Below are 17,740 nucleotides of genomic sequence, written 5' to 3' on the forward strand. Positions count from 1 at the left end.
ATAAAGTGTGTGCTAAAGTTTCTAAAGCGGCTCAGATGAGCTATCATTTGCGCGCCCAAAAACAGGATTGTTGAACAAGATAATAGACTATTATCAAGTTTTTGTTTAATTATAACTAATCGCTCTCAAGGATCTCGCTGTGAAGCGACAAAAACAACAAGAGACGGACAAATCGCAACAAGTGAGGGGATGAATAATCAACTTGTTAGCGGCCATTTACACAAAGCTACTCATCCGATGGCTTTGCTAGAACAATAGGGAAATTTCATGCCTACAGAAAAACCTACAATTATTTATACAATTACTGATGAAGCACCTGCACTAGCGACATATTCACTACTACCAATTATTCAGTCGTTTACTGCTTCTTCAGGTATCAACGTTGATACTCGTGATATCTCTCTAGCTGGGCGTATTATTGCTAACTTCCCAGAGCATTTGACTGAAGAACAACGTATTGGAGATGCGCTGGCAGAACTAGGCGAGCTTGCAAAAACTCCAGAAGCAAACATCATTAAACTTCCAAACATCTCTGCTTCTATCCCTCAGCTAAAAGCAGCGATTAAAGAGCTTCAAGAAAAAGGTTACAACCTTCCTAACTACCCAGAAGAGCCAAGCACGTACGAAGAAGAAGCGATCAAAGCGACTTACGACAAGATCAAGGGTAGTGCGGTAAACCCAGTACTACGTGAAGGTAACTCTGACCGTCGTGCTCCTTTGTCAGTTAAGAACTACGCAAAGAAAAACCCTCACTCAATGGGTGCGTGGTCAAAAGACTCTAAATCACACGTTGCTAGCATGACAGGTAACGACTTCTTCGGTAGTGAAAAATCACACACTGTAGATGGCGAGACAAAAGTTAAAATCGAATTTGTTGATGCGGCTGGCACGGTTAAGCAACTTAAAGCACCTTTCGCGTTACAAGACCAAGAGATCATCGATTGTTCTGTAATGAACAAGAAAGCGCTGGTTGAATTCTTTGAAGCACAAATTGAAGAAGCGAAACAGCAAGACGTGCTGCTTTCTCTGCACATGAAAGCAACTATGATGAAAGTGTCTGACCCAGTGATCTTCGGTCACGCTGTTAAGGTTTACTACAAAGACGTATTTGCGAAATACGGTGCTCTGTTCGACAAGCTGGGTGTTGACGTAAACAATGGTATCGGTGACGTTTACGCTAAGATTCAGGCTCTTCCTGCAGCGCAGAAAGAAGAGATTGAAGCAGCACTTCAAGCGGTATACGAAACTCAACCACCTTTGGCTATGGTTGATTCCGACCGTGGTATCACAAACCTACACGTACCTAGTGACATCATTGTTGATGCATCTATGCCGGCAATGCTACGTTCATCTGGCCAAATGTGGGGTCCAGATGGTAAGCAGAAAGATACTAAAGCAATGATCCCGGATCGTTGTTACGCAGGTATCTACCAAGCGGTTATCGACTTCTGTAAAGAGAACGGTGCATTCGATCCAACCACTATGGGTAGCGTGCCAAACGTAGGTCTTATGGCTCAAAAAGCTGAAGAATACGGTTCACACGATAAGACATTTATCTTAGACGCAGCTGGTACAGTACGTGTTGTAGATGCTTCTGGTGCTGTTCTACTAGAGCAATCTGTAGAGGAAGGCGATATCTTCCGTATGTGTCAGGTTAAAGATGCGCCAATTCAAGACTGGGTTAAGCTTGCAGTAACTCGTGCTCGCGCAACGGGTGCTCCAGCAGTCTTCTGGCTAGACGAGAACCGTGCTCACGATGCACAACTTATCAAGAAAGTAAATGCGTACCTGCCACAACACGATACTGCTGGTCTGGAAATTAAGATTCTTGCACCTCTGGAAGCGTGTCAGTTCTCTCTAGAGCGTATCAAGCTAGGTCAGGACACTATTTCAGTAACAGGTAACGTACTACGTGATTACCTGACTGACTTGTTCCCAATTCTTGAGCTAGGAACTTCAGCGAAGATGCTATCTATCGTTCCACTAATGAACGGTGGTGGTCTATTCGAAACAGGTGCTGGTGGTTCTGCTCCTAAGCACGTTCAGCAGGTAGAGAAAGAAAACCACTTACGTTGGGACTCTTTGGGTGAATTCCTAGCGCTAGCGGCTTCTCTAGAGCACCTAAGTACAGTAACTGGTAACGCTAAAGCGCAAGTTCTTGCTGACGCACTAGATAAAGCAACGGGTGAATTCCTGGATAACAACAAGTCGCCTTCACGTCGTGTTGGTGAGTTGGATAACCGTGGTAGTCACTACTACCTGGCAACTTACTGGGCACAAGCTCTGGCATCTCAGACTGCAGATGCTGAACTAGCAGCTGAGTTTGCTCCGATTGCAGAAGCGCTTGCTTCACAAGAAGAGAAGATTGTCGCTGAGCTAAACGATGCTCAAGGTGTTGCGGGTGAGCTAGGCGGTTACTACGCGCCAGTATTTGAAAAAGCATCCCCACTGATGCGTCCAAGTGCAGCACTTAACGCGATCATTAACGGCTAAGTGCAACACTAGATACAAGAAAACCCGCTGAAAAGCGGGTTTTTTATTGATAAAACGATTTAAGTTGGCAGCGATTTTACTTTGCTGGTTGAGCTTCAACCGGAACTACAGAACTTGCGTGATAGCCTTTAGGTCCTTCTTCCACTTCAAAATTCACTTGTTGGCCAGCTTTCAGAGTACGATAACCATCCATTTTGATCGTTGAATAATGTGCGAACACATCACCATCTTCTCCCTCTGGACAGATAAAACCAAATCCTTTGGCGTTGTTAAACCATTTTACTGTACCTGTAGCCATGCTATACATCCCTCATGCATTTTGTTACTGATGTTGTTTGAGTGTTTACATTGATTCCTTGTAAACAGAAAGTGAATTTCCATTCAGCCGCTGCCAAATTTTCAGTCACTATTTGACCAATGTAGCCAATGATTGAGCACAGTCAATAGGAAAAAGGTATTACACTCTACATATTTACAAGCAAATCACATTTGAGATTTACATTTCATTAACGAATAACCTGTTGAATTACGGTCAATCATAACTGGCTGCTATGGATTCTGGTTTCTTTTTAATCAATTAGATACAACTCTTCCGCCGATAGAAATCTTTTATTTGCAGCGACGCAATTGCTGCATTAGTCTCTAAGTAAGAACAAAATTTTTTTATCGGGTTTTGTTCTAAATAGTAAGAACTAAATTCAAAACTTCTGCTCTGTGAAGTGGTAAAATTAAAGAGTCAAACATCAACGTCGAAAAGTCATGAGCAAACATTTTGAATGGGTCACTCCAGATTCAGATCTGCTGGAGTTAGAAAAAACAAAAGTTAAGCCACCGTCCATGTATAACGTTGTTCTGAACAACGATGATTACACGCCAATGGACTTTGTGATTGAAATCCTAGAGCGTTTTTTCTCTATGGATATCGACAAAGCAACACAGGTAATGCTCCAGGTTCATTATGAGGGCAAGGCAATTTGTGGCACGTATACTGCAGAAGTTGCTGAGACCAAAGTAGCGCAAGTTACTATGTATTCGAAGGAAAACGAGCACCCTTTGCTTTGTACAATGGAACAAGCCTAACGCTTGTTCGAGCAACCTAAGTTGTTCTTAAAGGAGGTACTTATGCTGAATAAAGAATTAGAGTCGAGTCTGAATGGCGCATTTGCTCGTGCCAGAGACAAAAGACATGAGTTTATGACTGTCGAGCACCTCCTATTAGCATTGTTAGAGAACGATGCTGCTAGAGAGGCTTTGCAGGCATGTCAGGCCGACATCGACGCGCTTCGCGGTGAACTAGACGTTTTCATTGATCAAACCACACCTCTCATTCCAGAAAACGATGAAACTCGCGAAACGCAACCCACTTTGAGTTTTCAACGCGTTTTGCAACGCGCTGTTTTCCATGTTCAATCTTCAGGCCGTAGTGAAGTCACAGGTGCTAATGTTCTTGTTGCCATCTTTAGTGAGCAAGAGTCTCACGCTGCATATCTGCTTAAAAAGAACGATATTAGCCGCCTCGACATTGTTAACTACATTTCACACGGTATTACTAAAGCCTCCAGCTCTGGCGATGAGCCTTCCTCATCGGATTCATTTAGCGACAATGTTGAAGAAGCGGGTTCAGAAGAGCGTTTAGAGAGTTTTGCCACCAACCTTAACCAAGTGGCTAAGCAAGGTCAGATCGATCCATTGATTGGACGTGACAAAGAGTTGGAACGTACCATTCAGGTTTTATGTCGTCGTCGTAAAAATAACCCATTGCTGGTTGGTGAAGCCGGTGTTGGTAAAACGGCAATTGCCGAAGGTCTGGCGTGGAGAATCGTAGAAGGTCAGGTGCCAGAGATTATCGCCAACAGCGTAATTTACTCACTTGATATTGGTTCACTACTTGCTGGTACTAAATATCGTGGTGACTTTGAGAAACGTTTCAAAGCGATTCTTAAGCAGCTTGAGAAAGAAGAAGATGCGATTCTGTTTATCGATGAAATCCACACTATCATCGGTGCAGGTGCCGCGTCTGGTGGTCAGGTCGATGCTGCGAACCTGATTAAACCGCTGCTAAGTAGTGGTAAGTTACGCTGTATTGGTTCAACCACTTACCAAGAGTACAGCAACATCTTCGAAAAAGAGCGTGCTCTATCACGCCGCTTCCAGAAGATTGATGTTGTTGAGCCATCATTAGATGACACGACTAAGATCCTGATTGGTCTTAAACCAAAATATGAAGCTCACCATGAGGTTCGTTACACCAATAAAGCGCTTCGTGCAGCGGTTGAGCTATCCGCTAAATACATTAATGAGCGTCACTTACCTGACAAAGCGATTGATGTTATTGACGAAGCTGGTGCCCGTAGCCGACTTGCACCCGCTAGCCGTCGTAAGAAGACCGTTGGCGTGGCAGACATCGAAGCTATGGTAGCGAAGATGGCGCGTATTCCTGAAAAATCTGTTTCTTCTTCGGACAAAGAGATTCTGCAGAAACTTGATGAGAAGATGAAGATGCTGGTGTTTGGTCAGGACGATGCGATTGATGTACTGAGCGAAGCAATCAAGCTGACTCGTGCAGGGCTTGGTGCTGATCATAAGCCAGTTGGTTCATTCCTGTTTGCCGGTCCTACCGGGGTAGGTAAAACAGAAGTAACGGTTCAGTTATCTAAGCTACTTGGCATTGAGCTATTGCGTTTTGATATGTCTGAATATGGTGAGCGTCACTCGGTTAGCCGATTAATCGGTGCTCCTCCTGGTTACGTTGGTTATGACCAGGGTGGTTTGCTAACAGACGCAGTTATCAAACATCCACATTCGGTCGTACTACTTGATGAGATTGAAAAGGCGCACCCAGATATCTTTAACTTGCTACTTCAAGTGATGGATAACGGCACCTTAACCGATAACAATGGTCGTAAAGCTGACTTCCGTAACGTTATTCTGGTTATGACGACTAACGCTGGTGTGCAGGAAACAGAGAAGAAATCGATCGGCCTGATCCAACAAGATCACAGCCACGATGCGATGTCTGAAATTAAGAAGGTGTTTACACCAGAGTTCCGTAACCGTCTGGACAATATCATTTGGTTTAACAGCCTAGATGAACATGTAATCCATCAAGTGGTTGATAAGTTTATTGTTGAACTTCAGGCTCAGCTGGATGTGCGTGGCGTATCACTGGAAGTGTCCGACGATGCCCGCCACTGGCTTGCTCTTAAAGGTTATGACAAAGCTATGGGTGCTCGTCCTATGGGTCGTGCAATCCAAGAGCAGCTTAAGAAACCACTTGCTAACGAGCTACTGTTTGGTTCACTCGTTGATGGTGGCACAGTGAAAGTTGACCTCAAAGATGATGAACTGAAGTTCAAATACTTGAGTGAAAAAGAAGCTGCGATTCACTAATCACACCCGAGCGTAATAAAAAGCCAGAGTAATGCTCTGGCTTTTTTGTATCTATAGATTGTTACTGGAAAACGGCTTTAATTGCCTGATATGAGGTTTCTACGCTGTCAGGCACAGGCTGCTCAATCTGAAAACCAAGCGAAGGGTAATGTTTGATTCGTTCAAAGTCTCCCAGCATTGCCGTCACTGTGGTAGTCAGGTCGATCTCTTCACCAAAATAGTCACAAAAGGCAGTCTTTGGTGAACTGACACAAATATGTGAATACTCGGCCGGCCACTGTTTTACAAAGGTAGCGTACGCTCTACGCTCCATATATGGCTTCTGGACCAAGATGAAGGAGTGGAAATCAAGCCCGCTGCGGCGTAATAGCTGGTGGGTGAACACGACGTTTTCGCCACTGTTTGTCGCTTTATCTTCGATAATAATATCAGCGATTTGAACACCAAGGTCATGAGCATGGTCTGCGAAAGCCTGAGCTTCACTACCACTGAACATACCCTCAGTCAGGCGACCCACACCACCAGAAAAGATAACCTTGTTCGCCCAGCCCTCTAAATATAACTTCGCCGCATGTTCAGCAACACGTAGGTCATTGCTGCATAGGACGAAGATACAATCTGCACGCTGCAAGGTGTCCGACAGTTGCATGTATTGCCATAAGTGTTCGATATGCTGATAGAGCTTTGCTTGACTCATACGACCTAACCTCGTTTAGAGTGCGTCTAAAGTATGCTGAAAGTGGAAACGGTAACCAAGAGAGAGCAGTTTATCAGCGATGATACGCTTATCCTCAACATGAACCACAGGAGGCAGCGCTTGATCACTGCCGACGCTATCCAACGCTGCCTGATAGTATTGTGCCTTATTTACCGTGTTTGGTGTTGTGGCGTTGACTGTCTCGTTAGCCGGATTAAGCGCCATAAAGCTCACCGCCCCGATCGCATCTTGCAAATGGATCATATTGGCAGGGGCACAATCGCTAACTTGTTTCAGCATTGCCGCGAAGCGAGAAGGGTGCCTGTTTGGGCCCACCAATCCACTACAGCGTACTACTGCGTAGCTCAATCCTGACTCAATCAGACTGGTTTCTGCGGCTAGCATCACCTTAGCATTATCGCTGAACAGAGGGTTAGCCTCGCTTTTCTCGAGTGTCGCGTCATCCTCGACCATATCCTGAGCAAGGTTGGGATAAACCGTGGTCGAACTGACCATCACAACACGCTTAACGCCGTTGTTCTTAGCTGCCTCAATCACAGCCTGCCAATTTGCCAGATAGTTCTGTCCGGTTTGCTTACGAAACCCTGGAGGGAAACAACCAATAACGATATCGCTAGGGTTCTCGGTAAGGTGCTCATTGAGTGCTCGTGGACCTTCACTCAGGTTTGCTACAAAGCTGTTGATCCCAAGTTGTTTCAGCTGCGCAGCGCCTTCAGCAGTGGTTTTACTGACAAAAACACGCTGACCTACTGAGGTTAAGTATTGACTAAGAGGTGTGCCTAGCCAGCCTCCACCAATGATAGTTATGTTTTTCATTATCTCGTCCCTGAAAGGAGTGTCCGAAGTTCAGTACGTAGTAACTTGTGTACGGGTTTATTGGCAAACCCTTGATGTTGAATAACATCGACATTCGCCTGCCATTGTAACTGCTGGAATTCGAGTGGAATTCGTTTGATGATTCCGTCCTGACAAGACTTAGCTGCGATGTGGCTGGGTAAAAAGCCCCAACCAAATCCTTTAGTGATGAGTTCCAATAAAACGTAATAGCTGTCTGCATACCACACGTCAGGACTGTGGGCCTGCTGGAATCCACTTACTTTGGCATTTCTTGAGCGTAACAATAACTGGCGATGAAGCAAGAGCTGATCGATATTCGCGGATGTTTGTTTTGCCAGAGAATGTTTCTCACTGACGTACAAATCAAACTCGACATGTCCGATTGACTCAAAATCTATACTGGCTGGCATATCCAGCTCAGAAAAAACCAGTCCGGTGGTAGCGCGTTTTTCGGCAACCATATCAATGATATCGGTACTGGAAGAGACCAGAACTTCTACTTTCAAATCTTTGTGTCGACTGGTCACCTGAGCCATCACATCGGTGAAGTTAGCCAGTGGGATCCCTTCATCTAAAGCGATAGTGATGCTTTGTTCCTCAGTGTTTAGCAGCGAGGTACTACATTCAACCAGTCGTTGATGTTGCCTTAGCGTCGCGTTGGCGTGAGGTAATAACTGTTGTCCAGCCTCGGTAAGGGTAGGGTAGCGCCCCTGACGATTAAAGAGTTCTGCCCCGCAGTCAATTTCTAAGTTCATTATGTGCTGACTTACCGCAGACTGAACCTTGTTGAGTTTGCGTGCTGCTGCTGAAAATGAGCCAGTTTCGACGGTAGCGGAAAAAGCTTCCAGTTGTTCAATACTAAACATATCACTTTTACTGATGGTAACTAACTTTTCTCTATCTGGATTATAGATGAATATCAACACAGAAATTGAGACAAAATAGAGAAATTGACATGCAAACCAAAGAAAGAATCTTTCACGCAGTATCATTTGAGGCATTAGCGCTAGCGATTATCATCCCTGTAACCTCATTGATCACTGGTAAGGGAACCAGCGATCTGGCTATTGTTGGTGTCGGGCTAAGCCTTTTTACTGTGGTGTGGAATTATTTCTACAACATCGCTTTTGACCGCTTGTGTCCTATTGCCAGAGCAGAGCGCTGCTTGAAAGTACGTATCCTGCATACCTGTGGATTTGAAGGGGGCCTGATCTTTATTACGGTGCCAACCATTGCCTGGTTCTTAGGTATCACCTTACTGGAAGCAATCATGCTGGAAGCAGGATTCCTGGTGTTTTTCTTCTTCTACGCGACAGGATTCAACTGGTGTTACGACCGAGTACAACCATTCAAATGGTTAGCCGCACGAGTGTAGCGTATCGGGCAGGGACGCCTATTATTAAAGAGTGTCGAACTTTGCCAATCTGGTATGTGGGGAAGTATGAAGTGGCTGCTAGCGGTGTGTCTGTTGGTTTATTCCTTAGCTATCCATGCGGTACCGAAGGTGTACATGACGTCACTAGACTGGCCTCCCTATTCAGGTGAGTCACTGGTAGACCAAGGGTTCTCAGTCGTGGTTGCTCGTGAGGCCTTTGCCGCTATGGGCTATGAGTTAGTCGTCGAGTTTAAGCCCTGGGTAAGAGCGGTTGCTTTAGCTGGAAAGAACGAAAAATATATAGGCTATTTTCCGGAATACTGGTTTGATACAAATGAATTCATTTTTTCTGAGCCAATAGGGAGCGGTCCGCTTGGTTTGATGGAAAACGTAAAGTGGCCAATTTCCTGGACAACTCTCGACGATCTGAAAAATCTACAAATCGGTGTTGTTCAGGGCTATGTAAATACCAAAGAGTTTGATTTGATGGTCGAGCAAGGTGATCTTCAAGTCGAAGCGTCAGTGAATGACGTGCGCAACATCCACAAAGTGGCTAAAGGGCGGTTGGATACGGCTGTGATTGATACAAATGTTCTGGATTATCTGATTAGTATCGACAGACGCGCCGAAATGCTGGCACAAAGAGTCCGAATGAACAGCCGAATGCTAGAGAATAAACTGCTATATCTTGCATTTAAAAACACGCCAGAAGGAAACAACTGGCGTGAGATTTTCAATCAGGGACTGATGAAGATTGATGTTGAAGCGATCTTACAAAGGTACGGTCAAGTTGATACGCACATTCACAATCACTAACACGACAACTTAACTCGATAAAACGCGCAGTGTTTTGTCTGCGTGTTCAGCCATTTCAATACCTTCATCGGTGAGGTAACCACCATCTGGAAGTGTACATAACCCCTTCTCATATAGGCGTTGTACTGCCGCCTGCATCTCTTCAGAAGCATCATGATGAACCTTAATGCCAGTCGCGGCACTACTGATGTCAAACTGAAGCAATAAATTAAGTTCAGACATATGTTCAGGCGTAAATTTCATATTTAATTCCTTATCGAAGTACTGATTTCAAGTTAATCAGGATGTTGTGAATCGGCAACTTAATGAGTTGAGAAATGTTATCCAAGCCTTACTTTAATAACAGGATACAATGAAATTGGTTATCCGTTGTGCGATCGCTGTGAGACTAGATCAGAATCAAAGAATTATGCGTAGAACCGAGACTGAACGGGCTGCTACTAAGGTCTAATAGCAAATCTGCATAATAAAGTTTGTTATTATGAATATTCAAACTAAAACCAAGGTTAATCATCTACTTTAGTAGTAATTGATATTTAACGTTATGATTTATAAGTGCTTTCGTTTTGGTTTTACTCAGCTTTTATCTAAATTTATCCTGAGATAGACGTTGGTTTTCATTAGGTGAAAAAGATTTTGTCTATCTGGATGATTTAACGCTTGAATTTGATCACAAATCACGTAATTATCCGCGCCCACTAATTCACTTGTTGCAAAATGTTTCCCGATGATAAACCTAAACCAGTTTGATTCATTACTACCTCCACAAATGGCTGAGCGTGCGGCAGAGATTGGCGTAGGCAAGGCAACTAAAGATCCCGTTAAATCTTTCTTATTGGCGATTTCCGCAGGCATTCATATTGGTATCGCTTTTGTGTTCTATACCATAGTGACGACGGGCGCAGGTGATCTTCCTTGGGGGATTACCCGACTACTTGGTGGCCTTGCGTTCAGCTTAGGCTTGATTCTTGTTGTGGTAACCGGCGGTGAACTGTTTACAAGTTCAGTGCTTACCTTGGTTGCGCGTGCGAGTGGAAAAATTACCTGGAAAGTATTGTTCAAGAACTGGCTGGTGGTTTACAGCGGTAACTTAATCGGCGCTCTGCTTCTGGTTGTATGTATGCTCATGACTAAGCAGTACATGTTTGACCATGGTCAGGTTGGCTTAAATGCGATGGCGATTTCTCAGCACAAGATGCACCATACATTCTTGTCGGCTGTAGCTTTGGGTGTAATGTGTAACGTGTTGGTGTGTATTGCGGTGTGGATGACGTTTAGTGCTCGTAGTCTAACCGACAAAATTGCAGTAATGATCTTGCCTGTTGCCATGTTTGTTTCAGCAGGCTTTGAACACTGTATTGCAAACATGTTCCAGGTACCTATGGCTATCGGTATCAAGAACTTTGCTCCAGCAGAGTTCTGGCAAATGACTGGCGCTAATATCGCTGACTACGCTGATCTCAATATGCTTGACTTTATCACCAACAATTTAATCCCAGTGACGCTCGGTAACATTATTGGTGGTGGTGTGTTCGTTGGCATGTGGTACTGGTTGATTTATCTGAGAGACTAATTGCGCGATATCCAGATTCGAAAAAAGGCTCACTTCAAAGTGAGCCTTTTTTATTAGTCAACGATTGTTCGTCAATATCTCATCAAGCGCCTTGAGTTCTTCAGGCTCATCTATCAGCCAATCACGAATGTCACCATTGTCATTCTCTTGGATCTTTGTCTCGTTGCTGTGGTAATACATTACTTCATCCCTTTAGTAAGTTACGAGAGACAAGCTAATCCGGTCTGGTGACAAAATTATTACGCTTACCGAATTAAATTTTATACGCATGAATGCAAAGAAAATTTTTCTTGACGTTTGCAGAATGGCTGGCTAGACCAGTTGTAATTGATGTATCACCACGGTTATCCACAGAATCTGTGGATAAGATCGAAACGGCTATGAAAAACAGTCAGAGGATCATTCTGAAGAATGTGAACTAACCAGCAAACGACCTTCTTTATTGATGCAATTTCGCACGGTCAACTTAAGTGCTATCGCGACAGAAATTGTCATCATCACAAAAATTGCGACCATGATCATAAGCTGGTACTTAATGGCAATAATCGGACTCGCTCCACCAAGGATCTGACCTGTCATCATACCCGGTAAGGTAACCAGTCCTGTGGTTGCCATTGTCGCTATGGTAGGTGCCAGTGAACGTTGAATTGCTTCACGAACAAACGGCAGGGTAGCGTAGCGGGTAGAGGCGCCGAGAGATAAGGCTGCCTCATACTCTCCACGGCGCGTTTCCAGTGCCGAGAAAAACGTCTGTAGTGAGACAATATTGCCACTCATCGAGTTTCCTAACAGCATCCCGGCGAGAGGAATCAGATATTGTGCGCTGAACAGTGGTGAAGGCTTAATCACTAATAAAGTTATGATGGCGAGGATGGGTAACAGGCCGGCAAAAAGACCTGTCGTGATAGGTAGCATCAGCTTTGAGGCAGGCAGTTTTGACTTCGAAATGATAGCACTGGCACCAATCAAAACCATGGCCACAATCCACAGCAAATTGATTACCGCGCTGTTAAAGTCGAACAGGTACTCTAAGTAAACACCGACCAGAACGAGTTGCAGAGTCATACGAGCGACACTGGTAATAATGTCGCGTCCCAGCTCAAGCTGATAAAAACGATTGAGCAGCAGAGGGATGGCTAACAGGCCGAAAAAAGCCGCTAAGACCAGCCAGTCAATATCAATAACACTGCCCATAACTTCTCCTCAATAATCACAGGCTTATTCTATCAGTTAACGAGCGTACGTCACCTTGTCTTGAATTCGGTAAAACAGTGAAATATCGCTATTTTTAGATACATTTTTGTTACAAGTAGTCTAAAGTTAGCACGAGAATTGTGTGCCTCTAAAGTAGTAGTTGTTAACTTGTGTTATCAGAATGATGCGGAAAATGAACAATTTAAACACTTTGTTTACTGTTAACAATTCTTCATATTTGGGTGCATTTTTACACATCAGAATGCAATTAAACACATCTCTGGATGAGCTCAAAAAAGTGTTGGATAACAACGGGAGAACGTCCGGAATTGATTGAACCCTACTAAGAGTATGGTCTAACATTTCTACTTAGAGATTGTAAAAAAACTTTAGCTTAGTCTATAGAGCTAACCAATAACACTAGATACAAAATAGGCAAATGTATGAGTGATGTTAATAAAATCGAGAGCGGTGAAAAACGTTCTCTGGAGTGGAAGTCATTCCTCTTCATCGCGGTTGTTCTCTTCCCAATTTTAAGTGTGGCGTTCGTAGGTGGTTACGGATTCCTAGTGTGGATGCTGCAAGTATTCTTTATGGGACCTCCAGGAGCTCATGGCATGTAAGCCATTGAGCTCATTTCCACATTTTTAAAAAGATTTTAAGAGAGCAAAACATGAAATCATTTATCGTTAAACTGTGGCGTACCATGACACGCCCTGCAGTTCATATCAGCCTTGGTGTGCTGACTATGGGCGGCTTTATTGCGGGTGTTATCTTCTGGGGTGGTTTTAACACTGCGTTAGAAGCGACTAACACAGAAGAATTCTGTATCAGCTGTCACACTATGCGTGACAACGTATACGTTGAACTACAAGAAACCGTTCACTGGAAAAACCACTCAGGTGTTCGCGCTACTTGTCCTGACTGTCACGTTCCACACAACTGGACTGACAAAATTGCACGTAAGATGCAGGCTTCTAAAGAAGTATTCGCTCAAGTATTTGGTAACTATGACGAACCAGGTGTTTTCGAAGAGCGTCGTATCGAACTTGCTAAACACGAATGGGATCGTTTCTCTGCAAACAAATCCCTAGAGTGTAAAAACTGCCACAACTACGAATCTATGGATTTCGAGCAAATGTCTCCAACCGCTCGTATCCAAATGAAACAAGCTGCTGAGAAAGATCAGAGCTGTGTTGACTGTCACAAAGGTATTGCACACAAACTTCCAGCAGGTATGGACAGCATCGGTGGTATCGTTGGTGACCTGGAAGCGCTTGCATCTAACACTAACTACGATGTTGGTCAGTCTCTGGTAAGTGTTCGTCACCTACCTGTTTACTTCGATGCAGAAGGCACTCAGGAAGCGGGTCTACTTAACCCTGCATCTGTGGTTAAAGTTATCGATGACAAAGGCGACTTCGCAGAAATCGAAATCGACGGTTGGCGTAAAGCGAAAGGCTTTGGTCGCGTAATTCAAGAAGAATTTGGTAAAAACATCGCGGTTGCTTCACTTCTTAAAGAAGCTGCAACAGACAGCAATGTGGTAACAACTGGTGAGAAGAAAGTTGATGAGCTGACAGGTCTTCCTTGGGAGAAAGTGGCAGCGAAAGTATGGATCAAGAAAGAGTCTATGCTAAATGACATCACTCCAGTATGGGAAAAATCTCAGGAAGCATACAAGACAAACTGTTCAGTATGTCACACACAACCAGCTGAAGCGCACTTCGATGCCAACACATGGCCTGGTATGTTCGATGGTATGCTTGCATTCGTTAACCTTGATACAGATAGCGAAGCACTTATCCTGAAATATCTACAGAAGCACTCTTCAGATTATGCTGAAGGTCACCACTAATAAGCGTCGGATGGAGTAATTTAAATGGCTATTACACGAAGAAGTTTTCTTAAAGGTGTTGCGACGACAAGTGCAGCGTCAGTAATCGGTCCGAGCTTATTAGCTTCAGCATCTGCTAACGCAGCTGAGACAGTAGGTACTTGGAAAGTTACAGGTTCACACTGGGGCGCGTTCCGCGCCCACATCTACGCGGGTAAAGTTCAAGAGATCAAACCGCTAGAACTAGATAAGAACCCTACAGAGATGCTTAACGGCATCAAAGGTATTATCTACAGCCCATCACGTGTACGTTACCCAATGGTACGTCTGGACTGGCTGAAGAAGCACAAATACAGCGCAGAGACTCGCGGTAACAACCGTTTCATCCGTGTAACTTGGGATGAAGCGCTAGACCTGTTCTACCGTGAACTAGAACGCGTTCAGAAAGATTACGGTCCATGGGCTCTGCACGCAGGTCAAACTGGCTGGAACCAAACAGGTGCATTCAACAACTGTACTGCTCACATGCAACGTGCAGTAGGTATGCATGGTAACTTCATCACTAAAGTAGGCGACTACTCTACTGGTGCAGGTCAAACCATTCTTCCTTACGTACTAGGTTCAACAGAAGTTTACGCTCAAGGTACATCTTGGTCTGAAATCCTGGATAACTCAGACAATATTATCCTTTGGGCGAACGATCCTGTGAAAAACCTACAGGTAGGTTGGAACTGTGAAACTCACGAGTCATTCAAATATCTGGCACAGCTAAAAGAGAAAGTAGCGAAAGGTGAGATCAACGTTCTTTCTGTAGACCCAGTTAAGAACAAGACTCAGCGTTACCTTGAAAATGACCACATGTACATCAACCCGATGACAGACGTGGCATTTATGCTGGCGGTAGCGCACACGCTATACAACGAAGATCTTTACGATAAGAAGTTCATTGAAACTTACTGTCTTGGCTTCAACGAGTTCATCCAGTACGTTCAGGGTGAAACGAAAGATAAAGTCGTTAAGACTCCTGAGTGGGCGGCTGAGATCTGTGGCGTTAAAGCTGACAAGATCCGTGAATTTGCTCGTATGCTTGTTAACGGTCGTACTCAGATCCTTATGGGCTGGTGTATTCAACGTCAAGAGCACGGCGAACAGCCATACTGGGCGGCAGCTGTAGTTGCAGCAATGGTTGGCCAAATCGGTCTGCCTGGCGGTGGTATCTCTTACGGTCACCACTACTCAAGTATCGGTGTTCCTTCAACTGGTTTTGCTGGCCCTGGCGGCTTCCCTCGTAACCTTGACCAGGGTATGAAGCCTAAATGGGACAACAATGACTTTAACGGTTACAGCCGCACAATTCCTGTTGCGCGTTGGATCGACTGTCTACTAGAACCTGGCAAAGAGATCCGTTACAACGGCGGTAAAGTTAAGCTTCCAGACTTCAAGATGATGGTGATTTCGGGTAACAACCCATGGCACCACCACCAAGATCGTAACCGTATGAAGAAAGCTTTCAAGAAGCTACAAACGGTTGTTACTGTAGAGTTTGCCTGGACTGCGACATGTCGTTTCTCTGATATCGTGCTACCAGCATGTACTCAGTGGGAACGTAACGATATCGACGTATACGGTTCGTACTCAAGCAAAGGTCTGATCGCGATGCACCGCTTAGTGGATCCTCTGTTCCAATCTAAGCCTGACTTCCAAATCATGAGTGAACTGACTCAACGCTTTGGTCGTCGCGACGAGTACACTCGTGGCATGAGCGAAATGGAGTGGATTGAAAGCCTGTACAACGACTGTCGTGCTGCCAACAAAGGTAAGTTCGAGATGCCAGAGTTTGCTGAATTCTGGGAGAAGAGCGTACTAGACTTTGGTGAAGGTCAACCTTGGGTTCGCCACGCTGATTTCCGTAAAGACCCAGAGATCAACCCACTAGGTACACCGTCAGGCTTCCTGGAGATTACATCTCGTAAGATCGGTCGTTACGGTTACGAACACTGTCAAGAGCACCCAATGTGGTTCGAGAAAACAGAACGTTCACACGGTGGTCCTGGTTCTGATAAGCACCCGTACTGGCTGCAATCATGTCACCCAGACAAGCGTCTGCACTCTCAGATGTGTGAATCAGAAGAGTTCCGTGCTACTTACGCTGTACAGGGTCGTGAACCTATTTACATCAACCCGGCTGATGCTAAAGCGAAAGGCATCAAAGACGGTGACCTGGTTCGAGTATTTAACGACCGTGGTCAGCTTCTGGCGGGCGCAGTTCTGACTGACAGCTACCCACGTGGTGTTGTTCGTATCGAAGAAGGTGCATGGTACGGTCCTCTAAGCGAAAAAGAGGGCGCAATCTGTACTTACGGCGATCCAAACACGCTAACAATGGACATTGGTTCATCTGAGCTGGCTCAGGCGACATCTGCGAACACATGTATCGTAGATTTCGAGAAGTTCACTGGTAAGGTTCCACCAGTTACTTCATTCGGTGGTCCAATCGAAGTGGCTTAATCACATCGAAACAAATAAAAATACCAGCCAGATGGCTGGTATTTTTTTATCTGTTATTCAGGTTCTTGTTGCTGATTGCTCAAACCGTATTTCTTTTTTAACCTCTCCAGCATATCGACAGCGTGCGTTTTAAAGTACGCGTTTAATGCCGCCACTATCTGTTCTGCCTGAGGATGAGAGCGGCGAACCGCAGCGTATAAAGGCGTAGAGTCAAGATAGACATCACTAAAATGAAGCAGCTGTCTGTCGACTCCCATCTCTTTAATAGTCCATTCTCCTACCACTTCATCGGTGACCAATGCATCGGCCCTGTCAGTTAATATCAGACGAATACTGTTGGGCAGGTCGATAGAGATGACTTTCTCCATCTCTTCGTATTCAAGCAGATTACCCGCATAGGCGTAACCGTTAATCAGGGCAACCCGCTTCTCTTTAAAGCTATCAAGTGCCTGGAAATTAAAGTTGCTTTCCTTGGGAGAAACCACAGCCATCTGACTGTACATGTAGGGCTCGGTATACATAAACATCTTCTCGCGCTCTTCTGTTTTCCAGATCGCGATAATGATGTCGTTTTTACCCTGGTTGGTCTCTTTTAGGATCCTCGCCCAGGGTTTTTGAGAAAACTGAACCTGATAGCCAGAAGTGGTTAATGCTTCGACGACGATATCGTGAGCGATACCCTGGCCATAAGGCGACTCCATAATAAATGGCGGCCATGCGGACTGCGCGACACGCAAACTCGTAGCCAGACAGACACTGCTCCATATCGAGAGTGTCAGGCAAATGGTGAGCTTAAGACCGCTAGTAAACAATAGAAATTCTCTTTATCGACTCTACTATTGAGTTTAGTCGATGGGCATCAAGAGAAGAGATTTCAGCGATTGGTCTCATTTACTGAGAAAATGAGAAAAATAATTTGAACTTTTTCTAACCGATTGGTTTTTAGTAACTTTTGTTTATTTTCTGACATTTATTGTGATCCTTGTCTCTCATTTTAGC

The 17,740-nt window shown here is 44.6% G+C and carries 17 protein-coding genes; 9 read left to right on the plus strand and 8 right to left on the minus strand.

Translation table 11 applies throughout. The features are described 5' to 3' along the window. Nucleotides 1–267: 267 nt before the first annotated feature. Nucleotides 268–2,493 (plus strand): NADP-dependent isocitrate dehydrogenase, encoded by a 2,226-nt coding sequence (locus RH46_RS10870; protein ID WP_006879490.1) that lies wholly within the window; start codon nt 268–270, stop codon nt 2,491–2,493. Between the two features lie 76 nt (nt 2,494–2,569). Here the strand turns inward: RH46_RS10870 and cspD are convergent, their stop codons facing one another. Further along, on the minus strand, nt 2,570–2,791 hold the full coding sequence (cspD, locus tag RH46_RS10875) for a cold shock domain-containing protein CspD (RefSeq protein ID WP_006879491.1): 222 nt from the start codon (nt 2,789–2,791) through the stop codon (nt 2,570–2,572). A gap of 461 nt (nt 2,792–3,252) precedes the next feature. Here cspD and clpS point away from each other — a divergent pair, with 461 nt between their 5' ends. Both clpS and clpA read left to right on the plus strand, forming a co-directional pair. Beyond that, nucleotides 3,253–3,573, plus strand: coding sequence for an ATP-dependent Clp protease adapter ClpS (clpS, locus tag RH46_RS10880; RefSeq protein ID WP_006879492.1), 321 nt, complete (start codon nt 3,253–3,255; stop codon nt 3,571–3,573). A 42-nt stretch (nt 3,574–3,615) separates the two neighbouring features. Beyond that, the gene (gene clpA / locus RH46_RS10885; RefSeq protein ID WP_006879493.1) at nt 3,616–5,883 is read left to right on the plus strand and encodes an ATP-dependent Clp protease ATP-binding subunit ClpA; all 2,268 of its coding nucleotides are present in this window, start codon (nt 3,616–3,618) and stop codon (nt 5,881–5,883) included. 61 nt (nt 5,884–5,944) lie between these two features. Here clpA and RH46_RS10890 read toward each other — a convergent pair whose 3' ends face one another. From RH46_RS10890 to RH46_RS10900, 3 genes are read right to left on the minus strand one after another with little or no spacing between them, the layout of a single operon-like run. Beyond that, on the minus strand, nt 5,945–6,580 hold the full coding sequence (locus tag RH46_RS10890) for a YdcF family protein (protein ID WP_006879494.1): 636 nt from the start codon (nt 6,578–6,580) through the stop codon (nt 5,945–5,947). Between the two features lie 15 nt (nt 6,581–6,595). After that, on the minus strand, nt 6,596–7,417 hold the full coding sequence (locus RH46_RS10895; RefSeq protein WP_006879495.1) for an NAD-dependent epimerase/dehydratase family protein: 822 nt from the start codon (nt 7,415–7,417) through the stop codon (nt 6,596–6,598). After that, nucleotides 7,417–8,304 carry a LysR family transcriptional regulator gene (locus RH46_RS10900; RefSeq protein ID WP_006879496.1) on the minus strand — a complete coding sequence of 296 codons (888 nt, stop codon included), beginning with the start codon at nt 8,302–8,304 and terminating at the stop codon, nt 7,417–7,419. The genes RH46_RS10895 and RH46_RS10900 overlap by 1 nt, the downstream gene beginning before the upstream one ends. An 89-nt stretch (nt 8,305–8,393) precedes the next feature. Here RH46_RS10900 and RH46_RS10905 point away from each other — a divergent pair, with 89 nt between their 5' ends. Both RH46_RS10905 and RH46_RS10910 read left to right on the plus strand, forming a co-directional pair. Beyond that, entirely contained in the window at nt 8,394–8,813 is a 420-nt protein-coding gene (locus tag RH46_RS10905) for a PACE efflux transporter (RefSeq protein WP_006879497.1), read from the plus strand. A gap of 66 nt (nt 8,814–8,879) precedes the next feature. Continuing rightward, nucleotides 8,880–9,629 carry a substrate-binding periplasmic protein gene (locus tag RH46_RS10910; protein ID WP_040895647.1) on the plus strand — a complete coding sequence of 250 codons (750 nt, stop codon included), beginning with the start codon at nt 8,880–8,882 and terminating at the stop codon, nt 9,627–9,629. A gap of 9 nt (nt 9,630–9,638) precedes the next feature. Here the strand turns inward: RH46_RS10910 and RH46_RS10915 are convergent, their stop codons facing one another. Continuing rightward, nucleotides 9,639–9,872, minus strand: coding sequence for a TIGR02647 family protein (locus tag RH46_RS10915; protein ID WP_006879499.1), 234 nt, complete (start codon nt 9,870–9,872; stop codon nt 9,639–9,641). Between the two features lie 487 nt (nt 9,873–10,359). Between RH46_RS10915 and focA the strand changes: the two genes are divergently transcribed. Beyond that, nucleotides 10,360–11,202, plus strand: a complete 843-nt coding sequence (gene focA, locus RH46_RS10920; RefSeq protein ID WP_040895650.1) for a formate transporter FocA — start codon at nt 10,360–10,362, stop codon at nt 11,200–11,202. Nucleotides 11,203–11,259: 57 nt separating this feature from the next. Here the strand turns inward: focA and RH46_RS22535 are convergent, their stop codons facing one another. Beyond that, nucleotides 11,260–11,382: a hypothetical protein gene (locus tag RH46_RS22535; RefSeq protein WP_006879501.1), complete on the minus strand. Its 123-nt coding sequence runs from the start codon at nt 11,380–11,382 to the stop codon at nt 11,260–11,262. Nucleotides 11,383–11,601: 219 nt separating this feature from the next. Further along, the gene (locus RH46_RS10925) at nt 11,602–12,396 is read right to left on the minus strand and encodes an ABC transporter permease (RefSeq protein ID WP_006879502.1); all 795 of its coding nucleotides are present in this window, start codon (nt 12,394–12,396) and stop codon (nt 11,602–11,604) included. Nucleotides 12,397–12,839: 443 nt separating this feature from the next. Between RH46_RS10925 and torE the strand changes: the two genes are divergently transcribed. Genes torE through torA form a run of 3 tightly spaced genes read left to right on the plus strand, consistent with a single transcriptional unit; the run spans nt 12,840 to nt 16,741 of the window. Next, nucleotides 12,840–13,019, plus strand: coding sequence for a trimethylamine N-oxide reductase system protein TorE (gene torE / locus RH46_RS10930; RefSeq protein ID WP_006879503.1), 180 nt, complete (start codon nt 12,840–12,842; stop codon nt 13,017–13,019). A gap of 50 nt (nt 13,020–13,069) precedes the next feature. After that, nucleotides 13,070–14,254: a pentaheme c-type cytochrome TorC gene (torC, locus tag RH46_RS10935; RefSeq protein ID WP_006879504.1), complete on the plus strand. Its 1,185-nt coding sequence runs from the start codon at nt 13,070–13,072 to the stop codon at nt 14,252–14,254. Between the two features lie 24 nt (nt 14,255–14,278). Then, nucleotides 14,279–16,741 carry a trimethylamine-N-oxide reductase TorA gene (torA, locus tag RH46_RS10940; protein ID WP_006879505.1) on the plus strand — a complete coding sequence of 821 codons (2,463 nt, stop codon included), beginning with the start codon at nt 14,279–14,281 and terminating at the stop codon, nt 16,739–16,741. Between the two features lie 53 nt (nt 16,742–16,794). On the opposite strand, the gene RH46_RS10945 is transcribed toward torA, so the two are convergent. Then, complete coding sequence (locus RH46_RS10945; RefSeq protein WP_040895644.1) at nt 16,795–17,553, minus strand: substrate-binding periplasmic protein; 759 nt, start codon at nt 17,551–17,553, stop codon at nt 16,795–16,797. Nucleotides 17,554–17,740: the final 187 nt, after the last annotated feature.

Origin of the sequence: Vibrio brasiliensis LMG 20546 (genome assembly GCF_000189255.1) — a bacterium.
GTDB classification, from domain to species: domain Bacteria; phylum Pseudomonadota; class Gammaproteobacteria; order Enterobacterales; family Vibrionaceae; genus Vibrio; species Vibrio brasiliensis.